16 protein-coding genes are annotated in these 18,491 nt (G+C 70.3%); 9 read left to right on the top strand and 7 right to left on the bottom strand.

Features of this window, described 5'->3' with window-relative positions; all coding sequences use genetic code 11:
* Window positions 1-45: 45 nt before the first annotated feature.
* The 3 genes from ACIBO2_RS31370 to ACIBO2_RS31360 form a co-directional block, all read right to left on the bottom strand.
* Window positions 46-906 carry an alpha/beta hydrolase gene (locus ACIBO2_RS31370; RefSeq protein ID WP_358549363.1) on the bottom strand — a complete coding sequence of 287 codons (861 nt, stop codon included), beginning with the start codon at window positions 904-906 and terminating at the stop codon, window positions 46-48.
* A gap of 126 nt (window positions 907-1,032) precedes the next feature.
* On the bottom strand, window positions 1,033-1,506 hold the full coding sequence (locus tag ACIBO2_RS31365) for a cupin domain-containing protein (protein WP_358549360.1): 474 nt from the start codon (window positions 1,504-1,506) through the stop codon (window positions 1,033-1,035).
* A gap of 14 nt (window positions 1,507-1,520) precedes the next feature.
* Window positions 1,521-2,555 carry an alpha/beta hydrolase gene (locus ACIBO2_RS31360; protein ID WP_358549357.1) on the bottom strand — a complete coding sequence of 345 codons (1,035 nt, stop codon included), beginning with the start codon at window positions 2,553-2,555 and terminating at the stop codon, window positions 1,521-1,523.
* A 335-nt stretch (window positions 2,556-2,890) separates the two neighbouring features.
* Here ACIBO2_RS31360 and ACIBO2_RS31355 point away from each other — a divergent pair, with 335 nt between their 5' ends.
* The 6 genes from ACIBO2_RS31355 to ACIBO2_RS31330 all read left to right on the top strand — a co-directional run bounded on the left by ACIBO2_RS31355 (window position 2,891) and on the right by ACIBO2_RS31330 (window position 11,670).
* Window positions 2,891-5,188 carry a helix-turn-helix domain-containing protein gene (locus ACIBO2_RS31355; RefSeq protein WP_397301457.1) on the top strand — a complete coding sequence of 766 codons (2,298 nt, stop codon included), beginning with the start codon at window positions 2,891-2,893 and terminating at the stop codon, window positions 5,186-5,188.
* 115 nt (window positions 5,189-5,303) lie between these two features.
* Entirely contained in the window at window positions 5,304-5,822 is a 519-nt protein-coding gene (locus ACIBO2_RS31350; protein ID WP_397301454.1) for an alpha/beta fold hydrolase, read from the top strand.
* 381 nt (window positions 5,823-6,203) lie between these two features.
* Entirely contained in the window at window positions 6,204-8,951 is a 2,748-nt protein-coding gene (locus ACIBO2_RS31345; RefSeq protein WP_358549348.1) for an AAA family ATPase, read from the top strand.
* A gap of 103 nt (window positions 8,952-9,054) precedes the next feature.
* Entirely contained in the window at window positions 9,055-9,819 is a 765-nt protein-coding gene (locus tag ACIBO2_RS31340; protein WP_397301451.1) for an alpha/beta fold hydrolase, read from the top strand.
* Between the two features lie 25 nt (window positions 9,820-9,844).
* Entirely contained in the window at window positions 9,845-10,645 is an 801-nt protein-coding gene (locus ACIBO2_RS31335; RefSeq protein ID WP_358549342.1) for an alpha/beta hydrolase, read from the top strand.
* A gap of 689 nt (window positions 10,646-11,334) precedes the next feature.
* Window positions 11,335-11,670, top strand: coding sequence for an STAS domain-containing protein (locus ACIBO2_RS31330; RefSeq protein ID WP_358549339.1), 336 nt, complete (start codon window positions 11,335-11,337; stop codon window positions 11,668-11,670).
* Between the two features lie 2 nt (window positions 11,671-11,672).
* Here the strand turns inward: ACIBO2_RS31330 and ACIBO2_RS31325 are convergent, their stop codons facing one another.
* The 3 genes from ACIBO2_RS31325 to ACIBO2_RS31315 are packed head-to-tail and all read right to left on the bottom strand — an operon-like array spanning window position 11,673 to window position 14,708.
* Window positions 11,673-12,104, bottom strand: a complete 432-nt coding sequence (locus tag ACIBO2_RS31325; RefSeq protein WP_397301447.1) for an ANTAR domain-containing protein — start codon at window positions 12,102-12,104, stop codon at window positions 11,673-11,675.
* 55 nt (window positions 12,105-12,159) lie between these two features.
* On the bottom strand, window positions 12,160-13,818 hold the full coding sequence (gene menD, locus ACIBO2_RS31320) for a 2-succinyl-5-enolpyruvyl-6-hydroxy-3-cyclohexene-1-carboxylic-acid synthase (protein ID WP_358549335.1): 1,659 nt from the start codon (window positions 13,816-13,818) through the stop codon (window positions 12,160-12,162).
* A complete protein-coding gene (locus tag ACIBO2_RS31315; RefSeq protein ID WP_397301706.1) occupies window positions 13,815-14,708 on the bottom strand; it encodes an o-succinylbenzoate synthase in 894 nt (297 codons plus the stop codon). The genes menD and ACIBO2_RS31315 overlap by 4 nt, the downstream gene beginning before the upstream one ends.
* Before the next feature lie 99 nt (window positions 14,709-14,807).
* Here ACIBO2_RS31315 and ACIBO2_RS31310 point away from each other — a divergent pair, with 99 nt between their 5' ends.
* The 3 genes from ACIBO2_RS31310 to ACIBO2_RS31300 all read left to right on the top strand — a co-directional run bounded on the left by ACIBO2_RS31310 (window position 14,808) and on the right by ACIBO2_RS31300 (window position 17,825).
* The gene (locus tag ACIBO2_RS31310) at window positions 14,808-15,944 is read left to right on the top strand and encodes an AMP-binding protein (RefSeq protein WP_358549330.1); all 1,137 of its coding nucleotides are present in this window, start codon (window positions 14,808-14,810) and stop codon (window positions 15,942-15,944) included.
* A 46-nt stretch (window positions 15,945-15,990) separates the two neighbouring features.
* Window positions 15,991-16,338 (top strand): hypothetical protein, encoded by a 348-nt coding sequence (locus ACIBO2_RS31305; protein WP_358549327.1) that lies wholly within the window; start codon window positions 15,991-15,993, stop codon window positions 16,336-16,338.
* 173 nt (window positions 16,339-16,511) lie between these two features.
* The gene (locus ACIBO2_RS31300; protein WP_358549324.1) at window positions 16,512-17,825 is read left to right on the top strand and encodes an RNA polymerase sigma factor; all 1,314 of its coding nucleotides are present in this window, start codon (window positions 16,512-16,514) and stop codon (window positions 17,823-17,825) included.
* A 220-nt stretch (window positions 17,826-18,045) separates the two neighbouring features.
* Here the strand turns inward: ACIBO2_RS31300 and ACIBO2_RS31295 are convergent, their stop codons facing one another.
* Entirely contained in the window at window positions 18,046-18,444 is a 399-nt protein-coding gene (locus ACIBO2_RS31295; protein ID WP_357645221.1) for a hypothetical protein, read from the bottom strand.
* Between the last annotated feature and the right edge of the window lie 47 nt (window positions 18,445-18,491).

Raw genomic sequence — 18,491 nt, 5'->3', positions numbered from 1 at the left:
GAATCTCGCCTGTCGCGGTGCCGGACGGCTCGTCGTCGTGTGGGATCAGCCGGTGGCGCGGGCCGCCGCCGTGATGAGGGCGGTGGTGGCGTCAGGCCGGGAGATCATGACCACGTGTGAGGCCTGCCTGACTTCGCTGGTGTGCGCGCCGGCGCGCTGGGCCATGAACCGCTGGGCCGCGGGCGGGATGGCCTGGTCGGCGCCGGCGACCAGGTACCAGGAGGGGATGGTCTTCCAGGCGGGCGGTCCGCTCGGGGAGCCGAGCGCGGCCAGGGCGGCCGGACGCTGGGTGGCGGCCATCAGCTCGGTGTCGCGGGCGGGTAGATCGGCGGCGAAGGCGGCGTGGAACTTGGCCGGATCCACATAGGCGTCGGTGCCGGTGCCGCCGCCGGGCAGCGGGTACTGGCGGGTGATCAGGCTGGTGGGCAGTTGGCTGCCGGGGAACTCACCGGTCAGGTCGAGCGCCGACTCGGCCTCCTCGGGTGCGAACGCGGCGATGAAGACCAGGGCCTTGACATTGGGGTGGCCGGTGGCGGCGTTGGAGATGACCGCTCCGCCGTAGGAGTGGCCGACCAGGATGACCGGTCCGTCGATGGTGGAGACGACGCTCGACAGGTAGGCCGAATCACCTGCCAGGTCACGCAGGGGGTTGGCGGGGGCGATCACCGGGTAGCCGGCCCTTTGGAGCCGGGCGACGACCTTGTTCCAGCTCGAGGCGTCGGCGAACGCGCCGTGGACCAGCACCACGGTGGGTTTGGCCGTCTGCCGGCTCGCCGCGGTGGAGGCGGTGGCCGATGAGCAGAGAACCGTGACCAGGATGGCCAGGACGGCCAGCGTCACGGACAGCAGGATCCCGCTTCTCGGCCGGGAGAGCGGAGAGGTCTGTGGGGACGCGTACGCGGACATGGCGGATCTCCTTGGTGGGGTGGGGTTCTCAAGCGAGGCGCTGAGGCAGCGCGAGGCTCCAGCCGTTGTCCGCCCGTCGGGCAGGGCCGGGGCACAGGGGTGGCGCGGCGTGGTGGAGCGGTGCGCCTAGGCCGCAGGTGGAGGACCGGCCACGCGCAGGCGGTACGCCTCGGCCGAGGCGACGATGGCTTCGATGTCGAAGGCGGCCGGCGCGTCGTTGACGTCGGAGATGGGCGAGCCGTTGGCGGCGAACCACTTCTCGATGCCGGCGGGGCCGAAGGCGACGACCATGCGGGCGTCCGGTGAGCGGACCAGGTAGCTGTGCGGGACGCCGCGAGGGCCGTGCGCGACGGCACCGGCGTGCAGGTCGTGGCGGTCGTCCCCGACGAAGAAGGTGATCTCACCATCGAGCACGATCCAGATCTCGTCCTCTGCCTCGTGCACGTGCAGGGGTGGCGCGTGGCCCTTGGGGTCGGTGAACTCCATCAGGCTCAAGGTGCCGCCGGTCGCCGTACCCGGCACCAGGATCTGGACCCGGCCGCCGAGGAACCAGAAGGGGTTCTGCGTGTCACCGGTGTGGGGTGGACGTCTCTTGTTCATGGTGTGCTCCTGGGTCAGTTCTTCTTGAGGAAGCGCAGGAGTGTGCGGGTGAGCTGTTCGGGCTGTTCCTCGAAGATCCAGTGACCGGAGTCCTCGATGACGATCCCGGTCACATCGCTGGCGTACCGGCGGACTTGGGTGGGGACGAAGTCACCGAGGCTGCCGCGGGCGCCGATGGCGAGCACGGGCATGGTGAGCTTCTTCCGGCCATAGGCGCTGTTGTCGGCGACGTCCTTGGGAAGGGCGCGAAACCATTCGAAACTCGCCCGCAGGTGGGCATCGTCGCGCAGGTGGCGGGCGTACTCGCGGACCTGTTTGTCGCTGACCCCGTTCTTCTTGACTTCGAGGGAGTCGACGAAACGCTCCACCCACTGCTCTTCCCTGCCGTTCACCATGCGCTCGGGCAGGCCGTTGGCGACACTGAAGTAGCCGAAGTTCCAAAAGCCCGGTCCCTTCGCAGTGAGGGAGGGGAAGGTGTAGAGGGTCGTGTCGGGGATGGGCGCCTCGCTGAGCACCAGCTTGGTGACGTCGCCGGGGTGGGCGGCGGCGTAGGCGTAGGCGACCATCGTGCCGATGTCGTGCCCCACGAGCCTGATGCGCCGCTCGAGGCCGAGCGTGGTCAACAACCTGTGCACGTCGGCGGCGAGGGTCTTCTTGTCGTAGCCACCGGCGGGTGCGTCGCTTTTGCCTGCTCCGCGGAGGTCCGGCGCGATGACGGTGTAGTGCTTGGCGAGTTCGGGCAGGACTTCGCGCCAGGTGTACCAGGTTTGCGGATATCCGTGCAGCAGGACCAGCGTCGGCCCGTTCCCACCGCGTACGTAGTTGATCGCGACGTCGCCGACCTGAACTCTCCGCTCCCGGAAACCCGCCGGAACACGCGGCTCATCGCCGGTCTCCGACGGCGCCTTGGAGGCAATGGCTGTGATGGGCACCGGGGCGGCCTGGGCGGAGGCGGCAGGGGCGAGGTAGGCGAGCATGCCGATCACCGCGATCGGGATGACGGCGCCGCGGCGGAGCTTCGGGTCCAGGATGGAGTGGGTCCTTTTCACAAGACGTTCCCCTGTTCGAGGCGAGCGATGGCCGTAGGCCGCTGGACGCGCCGACCGCGCGGTCCGGCTCGCCGATCTCTCCACGCTGGACCGGGGCGTCGTCGGCGGTTTGCCGGGAGCTCGGCATCACTGCTCAAGGAGCGCTGGGTGTTCATGGGGCAAACCGTAAAAACCGCCTCGCTTGCCGCGCGAGCGTCACCTGACTGCGTCACCGAGCGCTAGGTGACTGTCCCGGACCGTGTACATCGCTCAGCGCGGGCTTGATGCGAGCGTCTCGTGCCGCCGATTCCGCGCAGGGCGACCAATGCCGCTGTCACCGGTCTTCCCCGTAAGCTTTGGGTGATCTCCATCAGAACGCGGAGAAGGAGCACTCGATCACCGCCCCACCCAGCTTCGCGGAGGTGCTGCGTCGCCATCGGCACGCGGCACGTCTGACGTTGGAGCAACTCGCCGAGGCCTCGGGGGTCAGTGACCGGACGCTGTCGGACATGGAACGCGGGCGCAGCAAGGGCCCCCAGCATCGGACCGTCACGGCGCTGGCCGACGCCCTCGGCCTGACGGACGCCGACCGCAAACAGCTCGTCGAGCTGGCGCGCGAGGGCCGCCTGCGCGATCACTGGGCCCGCCCGACCGGGCTGTGCGAGCTGCCGCGCTCCGTCGACGACTTCACCGGCCGAGTCGCGGAACTGGCCTGGACCGGCGACCTCTTACGCGCCGGGGACGCGCCGGGCGCCGCGGGCGTGCGGCTCATCACCGGCTCTGCCGGGCTGGGCAAGACCACGCTGGCCGTCCGCGCCGCCCACGCCCTGCGGCCGGACTTCCCCCACGGAGTGTTCTTCCTCGACCTGTTCGGCATGTCCGCGCGGCCGCTGCCCGTCGACGAGGCCCTGGGCATGCTGCTGCGCGCACTCGGCATCGCGGATCAGCAGATCCCGGGCGACGTCGCCGGACGTGCGTCCTTATACCGGTCCCTGCTGCGTGACCGGCTCATACTGATCGTGCTCGACAACGCCGCCTCCGAGGAGCAGGTCCGGCCGCTGCTGCCGGGCGGCGGCGCGGGCAAGGCCCTGGTGACCAGCCGCCGCCTGCTGGCCGGTCTGGAAGGAGTACGCAGACTCGGCCTCGGGCCCTTGCCCCTGCTGGAGGCCACCGAACTGCTGACCGGAATCCTGAAAGACCGCGGCGCCTCGGACGAAGGATCGGCCGTCGGGCAGCTCGCGCGGCTCTGCGGCGGTCTGCCCCTCGCGCTCCGGATCACCGGAAACCGGCTGGTCAGCCGGCCCGGCTGGAACGCCGCCGACCTCGCCGCCCGGCTGACGAACGAGGAGCGCCGCCTGGACCAGCTCAGCGCCGGCGACCTCAAGATCGCCACCGCGTTCGGGTTGTCCTACGAGCAGCTGGCCCCCTCAACGCGGCGAGTCTTCCGCCGGCTCGCCCTGGTGCCGGGTCACAGCTTCGAGGCCGCTCTCGCCGCCGTGGTGGGCGGCACGTCGATCGAGGGGGCATGGGACGCCCTCGACGAACTCGTCGACCTCGGCCTGCTGCAGGACAGCACGTCGGGACGCTACCGCTTCCACGACCTGGTCCGGCTGTTCGCCCGCGACCGGCTTCGGGAGGAGGAACCCGCGGCCGAGCACGACGCGCTCACCGTGACGATGACGTCGTGGCTGCTGCGGACGGCCACCACCGCCGGGCGGTGGTTCGAGCCCACGTACGGCCGTCCCGACCGGACCGACCCCGACCTCACCGACCTGTCCTCCCCCGAGAAGGCCGACCACTGGCTGCGCGTGAACGCGGACAACTGGCTGGGCGCGTTACGTCAGGCGGCGAGCATCGGCCGCTTCGCCGCCGTCCTCGACTGCGCCGAGTCCATGGACTGGTTCTCCGACCGATGGATGCACGCGCCGCACTGGTACGAGGTCTTCACCCTCGGTGCCGAGGCCGCCGCCGTCCTGGGCGATCCGGCCCGGCAGGCCGCGCAGCTGAACATGCTGGCCTGGGTCCATCTGGTGCCGCGAGAGGACCTGAAGACCACGCTGCGCTACACAGCCCAGGCGATAGACCTGGCAACCCGCAGCGGTGCCACCACGCAGATCGCCCTGGCCCACCACCACGCGGCCGGCGCGCTTCGACGGCTCGGGCGGCTCGATGAGGCCATCGCGTCGGAAACCCAGGCAGCCGAGATCCACAAGGCCAACGGCGACATCGATCGGTACTGCCACTGCCTCGGCGCCCTCGGCACCTGCCTGCGCGATGCCGGACACCACACCAAAGCGCTGGAGCAGTACCTCGACTTGCTGGCACTGCTGAACGACGACCGCTCGGGGATAACACCGAGCGTCGCGGCGTTCACCCGGCCGATCGCGCTTGCCCGCGTCGGCGAATGTCTGGGACTGCTCGGCCACCGGCCCGAAGCGATCACCAAGCTCACCGAGGCGATCAGCCTCATGGAGCAGGCTCAGTTGTCCGTCCCGCAGGCACACTCCCTGGAGACACTGGCGGCCATGCTGGCCGACGAGGACCGGACCGGCGAGAGCCGCCAGACCTACGCGCGGGCGGCCGAGGTGTACGAGACCATCGGCGACGCCGAGGCGAGCAGCCGCTGCCGCGACCTGGCGAACGCCGCGCCCTGACAGTTCCCCGCGCTACTTCTGCGTCCTGTTCTGCGTGGCCGCGCCAGGTGCGCGCGACTTGGATGGAGTGCACCGGGACCGGCGCCGGGCCGGTCCATCCAGCTCAGGAGCGAGCATGACCACCGTCAGGAACATCGTGCTCGTCCACGGTGACTTCGTGGACGGATCCGGCTGGCGGGGCGTCTACGACGAGCTGACCAGGGACGGACTCCGCGTCCACATCGTGCAGACCCCCACACTGTCGCTGGAGGATGACACCGCGGTGACCCGCCGGGTCCTGGACGGCCTCGACGGCCCGGCCGTCCTGGTCGGCCACTCCTACGGCGGGGTCGTCATCAGCGAGGCCGGCACCCACCCCAACGTCGCGTCGCTGGTGTACGTCGCCGCGTTCATGACGGACTCCCAGCTTGCGTGGAGCGTGGACGCCCTCGACGGGTCGGTCACCGAACCGGCGTGGCGGCACAAGCCCAGCTGGTACCTCGTGGCGACCGAGGACCGGATGATTCCGCCGCCGGCCCAGCGCATGATGGCCGAGCGCGCCGGAGCGAAGGCCGTCGAGGTCATCGGCGGCCACGCCGTCCACGTCTCCCAGCCCGCCGCGGTCGCCGGCCTCATCCGCGAGGCCGCCGCCTGACGACGTCCGCCCTCGCGCGATCGGATACCGGCCGCATCCGGCCGGACAGTTCCATGAAGTGACAAGGCGCTGCTCAGAAGGCGTTCAAACAGCGCCGCCGCATGCGAGCCGCCCAGAACACACCCGCAGAACTGAGCGCATCAGTGAAAGGCCGGAATCCCCATGACTCGCGTTCCCGACCAAGGCCTGGTCCTCGTCCTCGGCGGCCCCCTCATCACCGCCATCCCCGAAGAAGGCGCGGCATCCGACCGCGGGAACGCCACACCCTCTGGCCAGGAGCGATCTGTCGACAGACGTGACAAGGCCGGCTCACCGGTCAGTCCCCGCCCGGAGGCCAAGTTCGCTGGACGGGACACCGAGCGCAAGCGAGCATGGCTTCATATGTCAGCGGACCGGTCGGCGAGCGCGCTTTTCGGGCGGGAGTCCGAACAGCGGCGTCTCGGCGATTTCGTGGACGGCGTCCGCGAGAGCGGTGGGGCGCTGCTGGTGCGGGGCGAGGCGGGCATCGGGAAGTCGGCGTTGCTGCTGGACACGGCGAGAATCGCGGCCGCCCGGGGCATGCGGATCCTGCGGACGACCGGTGTGGAATCAGAGACGCACATGCCCTTCGCCGGTCTGCATCAGGTGCTGCTTCCGCTTCGTACCGAGATCGGGGAGCTGCCCGCCCCCCAGCGCGACGCGCTGGGGGCGGCGTTCGGGTTGACCGACGCCCGGGTGCCCGACCCATTCCTCATCGCCTTGGCGGCGCTGAACCTCCTGGGCGAGGCCGCCGCCCGCTCGCCCGTCCTGCTCCTTGTCGAGGACGCTCACTGGCTGGACCGCGCCAGCGCCGACGTGCTCGCGTTCGTCGCGCGGCGGCTGGACTCCGAACCGATCGTGCTGCTGGCCGCGATACGCGACGGTTTCTGGAGCCCTCTTGACGAGGCAGGGCTGCCCGAGTTGCTGCTCGATCGGCTCGATGACACGGCCGCGACCGCCTTGCTGGACGCCTGCAGCCCCAACCTGACGCCGACGGTGCGCACCCGGTTGCTGCGGGAGGCCGCGGGAAACCCGTTGGCCCTGGTCGAGCTGCCGATCGCCGCGCAAACGCAGGACAGGAAGGGGCCCCTGCCGCCGGGGTGGCTCCCGCTGACCACCCGGCTGGAACAGACCTTCACCGCCCGCACGTCGGGGTTGCCCCCGACCCTTCGGACCATGCTGCTGGTCGCCGCGCTCAACGACAGCACCGCCCTTTCCGAGACCCTCGACGCCACCGCGCTGATCACCGGCGTACCGGTCACGGCAGACGATCTGGCTCCCGCCGTCACCGTACGGCTGATCGACGTGCACGAAACCGGGGTGTCGTTCCGGCACCCGCTCATGCGCTCGGCGATCTACCAGGGGGCGAGCATCTCCCAGAGGCACGCGGCGCACGGCGCCTTGGCCGACGTTCTCACCGGCCGGCCGGATCGTCGCCTCTGGCACCGCGCGGCATCCACCGCCAGGCCGGATGAGAGCATCGCCGTCGAGCTGGAGACCGCGGCCAAAAGCAGCCGACGTCGGGGCGACCTGTTGTCGGCCGTCGCGGCGCTGGAGCACGCGGTCAGGCTCAGCGAGAATCCCGCTTACCGGTGTGAACGGCTGGTGCGGGCCGCCGAGTACGCGGCTGAGATGGGACGGCGCGATATCGTCGTGCGACTGCTGGGCGAAGGCGAGCGGCTACGGCTGACGGCCCAGCAACGGGCCCGTATCGTGTGGATCCGCGAGAGCTTCGAGGATGGCATCCGCGACCACAGCGCGGCAGCGCATTCTCTGGCCGACCTCGCCGAGACGATGGCGGCGCAGGGAGACGTCGATCTCGCGCTGAAACTCCTGTCCAGCGCGTCCTTGCGCTGTTTCTGGGCTCATGCTGACGAGCAGTCGCGGCAACGCGTCGTCACCGTGGCCGAGAGCCTGCCCGTCGACGATCTGGACGGGCGGCTGCTGACGGTCTTGGCGTTCGCGGCTCCGATCGAGCGGGGCAAGGTCGTGATCGAGCGATTACGCCATCTGGCCGCCCACCCGACCGGCGACCGGTTGGCGGCCAGCCTGCTCGGCAGCTCGGCATTGATGGTGGGGGCGTTCGACCTGTCGGCGGAATTCTGCGCCGCGTCGCTGCCGGCCCTGCGCACGCAGGGCCGGCTCAGCCTGCTGGCACGAGCCCTCGGCGCACAGGCCTGGAGTGCGGCCCGGCTGGCCGACCTGAGCGTGGCCATCCCCGCGGCCGAGGAGGCCGCCCGTCTGGCGCACGAGACTTCCCAGCCGCTGATGCACGCCATCGCCCAGGCCTCGGGCGCGGTGCTCGCCGCGCTACGCGGCGAGCAGGATCGCGTGGAGAGCCTCGCGGTAGCGGCCGAGCAGGTGGCCCTGCCCATCGGAGCCCGCCCAGTGCTGGCCACGGTGCAGCTCGCGCGTGGGCTCGCCGCCCTGGGCGAGGGACGTTACGCCGACGCCTTCGACCATCTGCGACGGATGCACGACCCCGCCGATCCGGCCTTCCACCTGGCGCTACGCTGCTTTTCCATCGCCGAACTCGCAGACGCCGCAGCGCACTGCGGTCAAGGCCGCGCGGTCGCCGGCATCATCGAGGAACTGGAGACGGTGGCGCTCACCACACCGTCGCCGTCCTTGCACGCCGACCTGCGCTACGCCCGGGCCGTCCTGGCCGATGAGGCGGCGGCAGAGCCCTTCTTCGATGCCGCGCTCGGGGCCGACCTGCGGCGCCGGCCCTTCGTACGGGCCCGGGCGCAGCTGGCGTACGGGGAATGGCTGCGGCGCCAGCGGCGTACGGCCGAGTCGAGGGCGCCCTTACGTATGGCTCGCGAGACGTTCGACGCCTTGGGAGTCATCCCCTGGAGTGAGCGAGCGCGCCAGGAGCTGCGGGCCTCCGGCGAGAGCAGTCGCAGCCGCAGCAGTGAAGCACGCGACGTGCTGACCGCGCAGGAACTCCAGATCGCCCAGATGGCGGCCGATGGCCTGACGAACCGGGAGATCGGCGAGAAGCTCTATCTGTCTCATCGAACTGTCAGCTCCCACCTCTACCGGATCTTTCCCAAGCTGGGGATCACCTCGCGATCGGCGTTGAGCACAGCCCTGCGCGTATCAGCCTGACCTGACCGCTTCGCCCGGGTGACGCTCGGTTACGCCCGGGGACGCTCGGTGACGCAGTCATGTGACGCTCGCGAGGCGCGCGAGGGCTTCCTACGGTGAGGCCATGACCACAGGCAACTCCTTCAAGAACGGCAGCACGCCGACCGTCGTGCTGGTCCATGGCGCCTTCGCGGACGCGTCGAGCTGGGCGGGCGTGATCGCCGAGCTCCAGGCTTCCGCGATCCCCGTGACCGCGGTGGCCAATCCGCTGCGCGGACCGGCCACCGACGCCGCCTACCTTGCCGGCGTCGTCGCCGCGATCGACGGTCCGGTCCTGCTGGTGGGTCACTCCTACGGCGGTGTGGTCATCACCCGGGCCGCGGCCCAGCCGGGCAACGTGGTCGGGCTGGTCTACGTGACCGCTTTCGCTCTGGAGTCAGGGGAGAGCGTGCTGGACATCACGGGCCGCTTCCCCGACAGCCTGCTGGGCCCGGCGCTGCGGCCGGCCGTCTTCCGCACCGGCGATGGAGCGGAGGCCGTGGAGCTGTACCTCAGGGAGGACCGGTTCCCCGCGGTCTTCGCCGCCGACCTGCCCGAGCGCCTCACCTCGGTGGCGGCCGTCGCGCAGCGCCCCATCGCGGCGGTGGCGTTCGAGGAGAGTTCTCCCACGGCGAGCTGGAAGAGCCTGCCGTCCTGGTACGTCGTGGCGACCGCCGACCAGGCGATCCATCCCGCCGCACAGCGTTTCATGGCCCAGCGCGCCGGGGCCGACACCATCGAGGTCGACGCCTCACACGCGATCGCGCTGTCGCGACCGGCAGCCGTGGCCGACCATATCCGCACCGCCGTCACCGCGACCCAGGCCGTCAAGCACACCCATCCGGCATGACAGCCGTGTTCCTGAGGAGCAATCGATGACCACACCGACGATTCCCGTCATCTTCATCCACGGCCTGTGGCTGCACGCCACGTCCTGGTCCTCCTGGACCGAGTTGTTCACGGCCGCCGGCTACGACGCGACAGCCCCCGGCTGGCCTGGCGACAGCGAAAGCGTCGAACTGTCCAGAAAAGACCCCGACAGCATCGCCGACCACGGCATCGACGACGTCGTCGCCCACTACACGGAGATCATCAACGCTCTGGACGTCAAGCCGATCCTGATCGGTCACTCCTTCGGCGGCATGATCGCCGAGAAGCTGCTGGGGCAAGACCTGGCCAGGGCGGCGATCGCGATCGACGCCGCACAGATCAAGGGGGTGCTGCCGCTGCCGTTGTCGGCGCTGCGCTCGACCTTGCCGGTGTTCAAGAACCCGGCCAACAAGCACCGGGCCGTCTCCCTCACCCTCGACCAGTTCACCTACGCGTTCGGCAACGCCATCCCAGCTCAGGAAGCCGCTGAGCTGTACGAACGCTGGACCATCCCCGCGCCGGGCAAGCCGCTGTTCGAGGCCGCCGTCGCGAACTTCTCCCCCCATTCGCCCGCCGAAGTCGACACCGGCAACGACGCCCGGGGGCCGCTGCTGCTGATCGCCGGCGGCAAGGACCACACCGTCCCCGAGACGGTCACCAAAGCGACGCTCAAGCAGTACCGGGACTCCACCGCGATCACCGAGATCCAGCAGTTCCCCGACCGGGGCCACTCCCTGACCATCGACCACGGCTGGCGTGAAGTGGCCGACGCCTGCCTGACCTGGCTCACCAGAAACGACCTGTAGACGAGCCGAAAAACGATCTGCGGCGTTGAGCGCCGTCAACAATGTCGGCGCGGCCGCGCCGCCGTCAAGGCCCTCGCCCGGCAGCACCAGCACCCCCAAGGCCAGCCGCCGCGGCCATGGCCAGCCGCCCGCGTCATAGCGGCCGAGACATCCCAACCATGATCAATCCCACCGATGATCGCGATCTGGTCGGCCATCAAGGCTGCCGGACTTCCTGGGCCAGGAAGTCCGGCAGCCTCTTGATGGCCGCGTTCGAGGCGGTGTAACCGCCCGTCGCGGGGAAGGCCGCTGACGCCGACGCGTCTACGGCATAGAACAGGCCAGCATCAGGGCAAGTCGGCAAATATGGTGGAAATTTCCCCAGGACCGCAGCAAGCCTCAGAGGCGCCCGTCGAAGCAGTCGGTGAACCGTGGTCATCATTTCTGGCTGATATCACAGCTCTTGACCCTGCGAGCGCCAAAGGACTTGTACACTTCGTTCTGGAAGCACACGGTTACACAAAGTGATAATCCACACATCTGGTGCAAATCGCATTTGCGATTCCACGTGGCGTCCGGACCCCGCGCCACGTCAGGTGTCGAAGTCGGCGGCCGGGCATGTCCCCGGACTCGCGAGGGTCCTGACGGGGAGAAGGCTCTCGCAGTCGGCGGATGTTCCAGTGTGGGAACACAACAGGGGAGCCGAGCGCATGGAGCCACTGCACCTGACGACAAGCCGTCAGGGGGCGAAAGTTATCGTGCACATCTCCGGGGAGCTGGACATCGCCACCACCTCGGTACTTCGTGACCACCTGCTCGACATCCTGAGGGAGACCTGCAACGGACACCGGAAGATCGACGAGGTCGTCATGGAGCTCAGCGGGCTGTCGTTCATCGACGCGGCCGGCCTGGGCGCTCTGGTGAGCATCCACGATCACGCGCGGCGCAACGCCATACCGTTGCTGCTGTCCGGAATCCCCCCACAGGTCGACCGGCTGCTCCTGATCACCGGACTCAACCGCCACTTCCCGCACAAACCCCTGTAGAACTACAGGAGGTCGCCCCCATACGACACGACCTCCTGAGCCACCTCCGCCAGCCGCCGGTTGCGATCGCGGGCGTGCCCGCGCAACCGCGCGAACGCCTCCTCCATCGCCCAGCCGTGCCGCTCGGCCAGCACGCCCTTGGCCTGCTCGATGACGACGCGGCTGTCGAGCGCGGCCTGCAACTGCTCGGCCATCAGCCGCAACTCCCCCCGCTGATCGGTCACCAGCAGCCCGGCGGCGTCCACACCCAGCAGCTCCACGCAGCGTTCGGCGAGCACACCCATGAAATCGGCCGCGTCGGAACCGGTGACCAGCGTGTCGGCCAGAGCGACGAACGCCTCCGCGACCCCGCGCCCCGATACCGTCGGCGCCGCCGCCGCGGCGCGCGTATGAGCCGACTCGGTGTCCACCGCCGTAGGAGACTCGGATCCCACAGCCGCAGGATACGCGAAGACCGGCCAAATCACCGGGAATCACCCACCTGACGGATCAGGTCATGCAGTCCCGGATCGCGGCATGAGCCGCCTCGCGCAGCCGGGCGTGCACCACGGCGTTCGCCTCCCGGTCCGTACGCACCTCCACCAGGCGCGGCCCCTCGCCGCGCAGCGCCTTGGGCAGGTCGGACAGATCCTCCACCAGCTGGTACGGGGTGCCCGTCGAAGCGGCCACATAACCGAGATCGACGCCGTGCGGCGTACCGAAGACCCGCTCGAACGGATCCCTCACCGCAGCCTGCGGCAACAACGAGAAGATGCCGCCGCCGTCGTTGTTCACCACCACGAGGCACAGGTCCGGCCGCGGCTCCCGGGGGCCCAGGATGAGGCCGTTCTGGTCGTGCAGGAACGACAGGTCGCCCATGAGCGCGTACGACGGCCCGTTGTGCGCCAGCGCCGCCCCCATGGCCGACGACACCAGCCCGTCGATGCCCGACGCGCCCCGGTTGGCCAGCAGCCGCAGCCCCCGCCGGGGGCGCATCGCCTGGTCCAGGTCGCGGATCGGCATCGAGGAGCCGCAGAACAGCAGCGCCCCGTTCGGCATCGCGTCGACCAGGTCGCGGGCCAGCCGGGGCTCGCTGGTGCCCGAGGCGTCGAGCACCTCGTCGATGGCCGACCTGGCCGCCTGGTCGGCCTGCCGCCAGGCGTGCAGCCACGTGTCGTCACCCGAGGCGACCGGGATCTCCACCGCCTGCGCCACCTGCGTCGCCGACCGGGTCGGGTCGGGCCAGCGATCGAGGTCGGTGGCCACCACGATGTGCTCCCCGGCCCGCCGCAGCCACGACAGCAGCGGCCGCGACAGCCCGGGACGGCCGAGCGTGACCACCACGTCGGGGCGGTGGGCGTCGGCGAACTCCGGCGTGCCGAGCAGATAGTGATAGGTGGACACGGCGTGGTCGCCGTAGCGTCCGCCGCCGTTCGGCTCCGACACCACCGGCCAGCCCGCCATGCCGGCCGCGGCGACGTAGCGGCGGACGTTCGCGGCGCCGTCGCCGACCACCAGCACGCCGCGCCTGGTCGGCGGGATGTGCAGGGCGATGGGCGGCGGCGCGACGCGGGCGCGCACCCAGGGACCGTTGGCGTCGCCGTCGAGCGACTCACACCACGAGGTGTCACCGTCGGGGATCAGCGGCTCCCTGAAGGCCAGGTTCAGGTGCACCGGCCCCGGAGCGGCGGGCCCGGCGGCGCGCTGGTAGGCCCTGCAGGCCAGCGACCGCCAGTAGGCCACCTGCCCCGGCCGGTCCTCGGGCACGCCGACCTCGGCGAACCAGCGCACCGCCGAGCCGTACAGCTTGATCTGGTCGATCGTCTGATTCGCGCCGGTGCCGCGCAGCTCGGGCGGCCGGTCGGCGGTGAGCACGAGCAGCGGGACGCCCGACTCGCTCGCCTCGACGACGGCCGGATGGAAGTTGGCGGCGGCCGTGCCGGACGAGCAGATCAGCGCGACCGGCCGCTCGGCGCGCCTGGCCAGCCCGAGCGCCAGGAAGGAGGCCGAGCGCTCGTCGATGCGCACGTGCAGCCGCACCCGCGACTCGGCGTGCAGCGCCAGCGCCAGGGGGGCCGAGCGCGAGCCGGGCGCGAGCACGACATCGGTGAGGCCGCAGCGCACCAGCTCGTCGACCAGGACCGTGGCCAGCGCGGTAGCGGGGTTCACAGTGACGCCTCCTGCATCCGGCGAAGCCACGAGGGAGATTCAATCTCAAATGCCGACAAAAGCTGAAAATTCACCGCAGGACGTCGCACGGCCAGCCGCCCGTCCACGGGCACCAGCGAATCGTCCACCACATCACCCGTGAGCAGCGGCATCGTGCCCAGCCCGCACGCGTACGGCAACTCCGGCAGCGCCGCGGCCAGCGCGAGCCCCGCCGCCAGCCCCACCGAGGTCTCCACCGCGCTCGACACCACCGCCGGCAGCCCGCACGCCTCCACCACCCGCAACGCGTTGCGCACCCCACCGAGCGGCTGCGCCTTCACCACCGCGATGTCGGCCGCCTCCGCGGCCCTGACCCGCAGCGGGTCCTCGGCGCGCCGGATCGACTCATCGGCCGCGATCGGCACGTCGACCGCCCGCCGCACCGCCGCCAGCTCCTCGAGCGTGGCACAGGGCTGCTCGGCGTATTCCAGGTCGAAGCGGTCGAGCTCCTTCAGGTGGCGTACGGCCTCGCCGACCTCCCAGGCGCCGTTGGCGTCGACGCGCAGCCTGCCCGCCGGGCCGAGCGCGTCACGCACCGCCTCCACCCGGGCCAGGTCCTCGGCGAAGCTCTGACCCCGCTCGGCCACCTTGACCTTCGCCGTGGCGCAGCCCGACCCGCGTACGAGCTCGAAGGCCTGCTCGGCGGCCACGGCGGGCACGGTCGCGTTGACCGGCACGCTGTCGCGCACCGGCTCCGGCCAGCCCTCGAAGGCGGCCTCGCGGGCGCACGCCAGCCAGCGGGCGCACTCGCGCGGACCGTACTCGGGAAAGGGCGAGAACTCGCCCCAACCGGCCGGACCGTGCAGCAGAACGCCTTCCCTGACGGTCTGACCACGGAAACGGGTGCGCATCGCGACCCGGAAGACGACGGGAGCCCGGAATTGCACGGGAGAACGCGTCACGACCCTCCCTGCACCGCTGACCGACCTGTCGCCATTAACCTTACGAGCATGTTGAGGAAGCCGTCGCATCCGGACCGGCCGTTGCACGCCGTGGTCGGACCCCCGGGACCTGAGCTCTTCGCGGCGATCCGCGCCGCCCTGTCCGGCGACGGCCCGGCGATCCTCCCCCTGCCCGCCGCGAGCGCCCCCGGCGCGCTGCGCCCGACGCACGTCAACGGCGCCCGCCAGGACGACGGCGAGGGCGTGCCCGACGACGTGGCGGTGGTGATCGCCACCAGCGGCAGCACGGGAGCGCCCAAGGGCGTGATGCTGTCGGCCACCGCGCTGCGCACCTCGGCGGCCTCCTCACTGCGCCGCCTGGAGGCGGCCAAGGGCGAGCGCTGGCTGTGCTGCCTGCCGCCCTCCCACGTGTCCGGCTTGCAAGTGCTGGTCCGCGCCCTGCTCTGCGAGAGCGAGCCGATCATCCACCCGCGCTTCGACCCCCACGAGGTGCTCACCTCGGGCGCCGAACACGTGTCGATGGTGCCGACCCAGCTTCACCGGCTGGTCGAACTGAACGCCGACCTGTCGGTGTTCCGCTCCATCGTGCTCGGCGGCGCCGCCCCGCGGGCCGGCCTGGTCGCCGAGGCTCGGGCGCTCGGCGCTCGGGTGTTCACGACGTACGGGATGAGCGAGACGAGCGGCGGCTGCGTGTACGACGGCCGGCCCCTTTACAATGTAGATCTCAAAATCGGCGACGACGGGCGCATCCGCGTCGCCGGGCCGGTGCTGTTCTCCGGTTACCGCTTCGGCGAGCCCGCCCCCTTCGACGGCGACTGGTACGTCACCTCCGACCTGGGCGAGCTGACCGGAGGCCGGCTGCGCGTTCTGGGCAGGGCCGACGACGTCATCAACACCGGCGGCGAGAAGGTGGTGGCCGCCTCGGTGGCCGAGGTGCTCGGCGCCCACCCCGAGGTGGCCGACGTGGCCGTGATCGGCCGGCCGGACCCCGAATGGGGCGAGATCGTGGTGGCCGTCGTGGTGCCCGCCGACCCCGCGGGCCCGCCCACGCTGGACCAGCTCCGCGCCTACGCCGCCGACCGGCTCCCCGTCTACGCCGCGCCGCGCCAACTGCGACTGATGTCCCGTTTGCCGCTGCTAGCGAATGGTAAAACGGATCTCGTTAGCCTTAGGACAGGAACCTGATGAGTTGCGGGCGCGTCTTATGGAGGAGAGCAAGGAGGGAGCCTTCATGAACCAGACCCGCAAGATGTGGGCATCCGCGGCGGTCGTCGGTGTGATCCTCGTCGGCGGAGTCTCAGTCGCGGCGGCCGCCTCGGCGGGCAGGCTCGAAAGGGTCGGCAGGGAGACCAGAGCAGTGGTGGAGAAGGAACCGTCCGCCCAGCCGCCGTCCGTCCAGAACGATCAGCTTTCGGAGCTGACCGCCTCGCCCGCGCCGAGTGACGGCACCGTCGTGTCCAAGGAGCTCAACCCGGACCCGCAGAAGGTCATCGAGTATTGGACGGACAAGCGCATGGAGGACGCCCAGCCCATGCCCATGCCCGAGGTGAAGCCAGGCGAGTTCACCACCGGGGAGTGACGCTCCTCGCGTGTGGGGTGGGTCACCTTTAGGGCGGTCCGCCCCCTTTTTTGTCCCTCCGGGAACAAATAGCGCTGAACGGCGTTATTGATACTGGTGCGCCGAGCGGCCGCAGCCGCCCCACCACAATCTTGGTCTGATCGAATTCGACTCCGTATGGAGGAGGTGTCCTCATGCCCCGAACCGCCGTGGCGACCCCACCCACGACCCTCGACCAGCTGATTGACCGAGGGCGAGCTCAGGGTCACCTCTCCTTGGCGGAGCTGCGTGACGCGTTCGCCGAAGCCGGCATCAGCCCCTCGGACGGCCGGTCGATCCTGCGCGAGCTCACCGAGGCGGGTGTCAGTCTGGCCGCCGAGGACGAGCCGTCCCTCGGGCGTGCGCCCTCGCGCAAGGCCACCCGCAAGACCACGACCAAGCGAGCGAAGTCTACCCGCTCCAAGGCCGCGGAGCCAAAGACGGAATCCGCCGCGCAGGACGAGGACGCCCCCGACGAGCTCGCGCTGAGCCCGGACGCCACGGCCCCGGACGAGGCCGAGCTGGAGTCCGAGACGATCGACCTCGACGACAACCAGTCGGTCATGGGCGACTCGGTCCACACCTATCTCAAGTCGATCGGCCGCCGTACGCTGCTCACCGCCGCGCAGGAGGTCGAGCTGGCCCGCCGGATCGAGGCCGGCCTGTACGCCGAGTACAAGCTGGAGACCGGCCCGGACCTGTCCGCCGCCGCCCGCGACGACCTCGAACTGGTCATCGAGGACGGCAGGGCGGCCAAGGACCACATGCTGGAGGCCAACCTCCGGCTCGTCGTCTCGGTCGCCAAGAAGTACACCGACCGCGGCATGTCCCTGCTCGACGTGGTCCAGGAGGGCAACCTGGGCCTGATCAGGGCCGTGGAGAAGTTCGACTACACCAAGGGCTTCAAGTTCTCCACCTACGCCATGTGGTGGATCAGGCAGGCCATACAGCGCGGCTTCGCCGACTCGGCCCGGACGATCCGCCTGCCCGTACACGTGCTGGAGATGCTCTCCAAGCTGTCGCGCATCGAGCGCGACATGCACCAGAGGCTGGGCCGCGAGCCCACGCCCGAGGAGCTGGGGATCGAGCTCGACAAGACCCCCGACCAGATCGAAGAGCTGCTGCGCACCAGCCGCCAGCCCATCTCGCTCAACGCGACGATCGGCGAGGACGGCGAGACCACGATCGGCGACCTCATCGAGGACGTCGACTCCCCCGAGGCGTCGGAGATCGTCGACCGCCAGCTGCTAGGCGACCAGCTGCGCGGCGTGCTCGGCAACCTCACGCCGCGCGAGGCGAAGATCATGGCCCTGCGCTTCGGCCTGGTCGACGGCAAACCGCACACACTCGACGAGATCGGCAAGCACCTGGGCCTGACCCGGGAGCGCATCCGGCAGCTCGAGAAGGAATCGCTTTCGAAGCTGCGCCACCCGAGCAATACCCGCCCCTTGCTCGACTGGGCCAGCTGATCCGCGACGAAGCCCCGGCACTTCTCGTGCCGGGGCTTCGTCATGTCTCCAGCGGACCGCCTTCGCCCTCTCCCCCGACTCCCGAGGGACCCAGCCACAACGGACCGTCTTATACCGCCCCCCGAAGGGGGGTATCCCACCAAAGGACACCAGCCCTGCACAGACCGTCACAGGGATCGAGACGGTCGCGTGACGAATAACCCGGGGAAGTGACGGACGGCTAGCGGACGGCGGGCACCGGGCGTGGCACGCGCGGGATCCCCCACAGCCGGTTGTCCTCACGCAGCGTACGCAGCCGATCGACCTCGGCGGTCCACGTGGCCCCCGTGGGCGTCGCCTTGGCCTTGCGGCGGGCGATGCGGTCGTCGTAGGCCTTGACCCCGAACGTGGCCCGCTGCCCGCTCTCGGCCGCCCGCAGCGCCTCGCTGAGCGCCTTGTCGAACGCCACTCCGGCAGCCAGCAACTCGAGCTCATCCGCGGCGGCGGCCCGCAGGTCGCGCAGCGTCCCCTCAGCCAGCCTGGCCCGGTCGAGCAGCTCGGGGTAGCTCTTGGAGATCTCCACGTCCGCGTGGTAGCGGACCTCAGCCTCGCGGCTCACCCGCGGCCGGAAAAACGCCATCGACTCTGCCCCTCATCCCAATCGGCTCCTATCAGCGCGACCAGGGT

The organism is Nonomuraea sp. NPDC050022, assembly GCF_044460705.1.
Taxonomy (GTDB): domain Bacteria; phylum Actinomycetota; class Actinomycetes; order Streptosporangiales; family Streptosporangiaceae; genus Nonomuraea.
The sequence above is the reverse complement of the archived record's forward strand: the minus strand, read 5'-3'. Positions and strand labels throughout refer to the sequence as shown.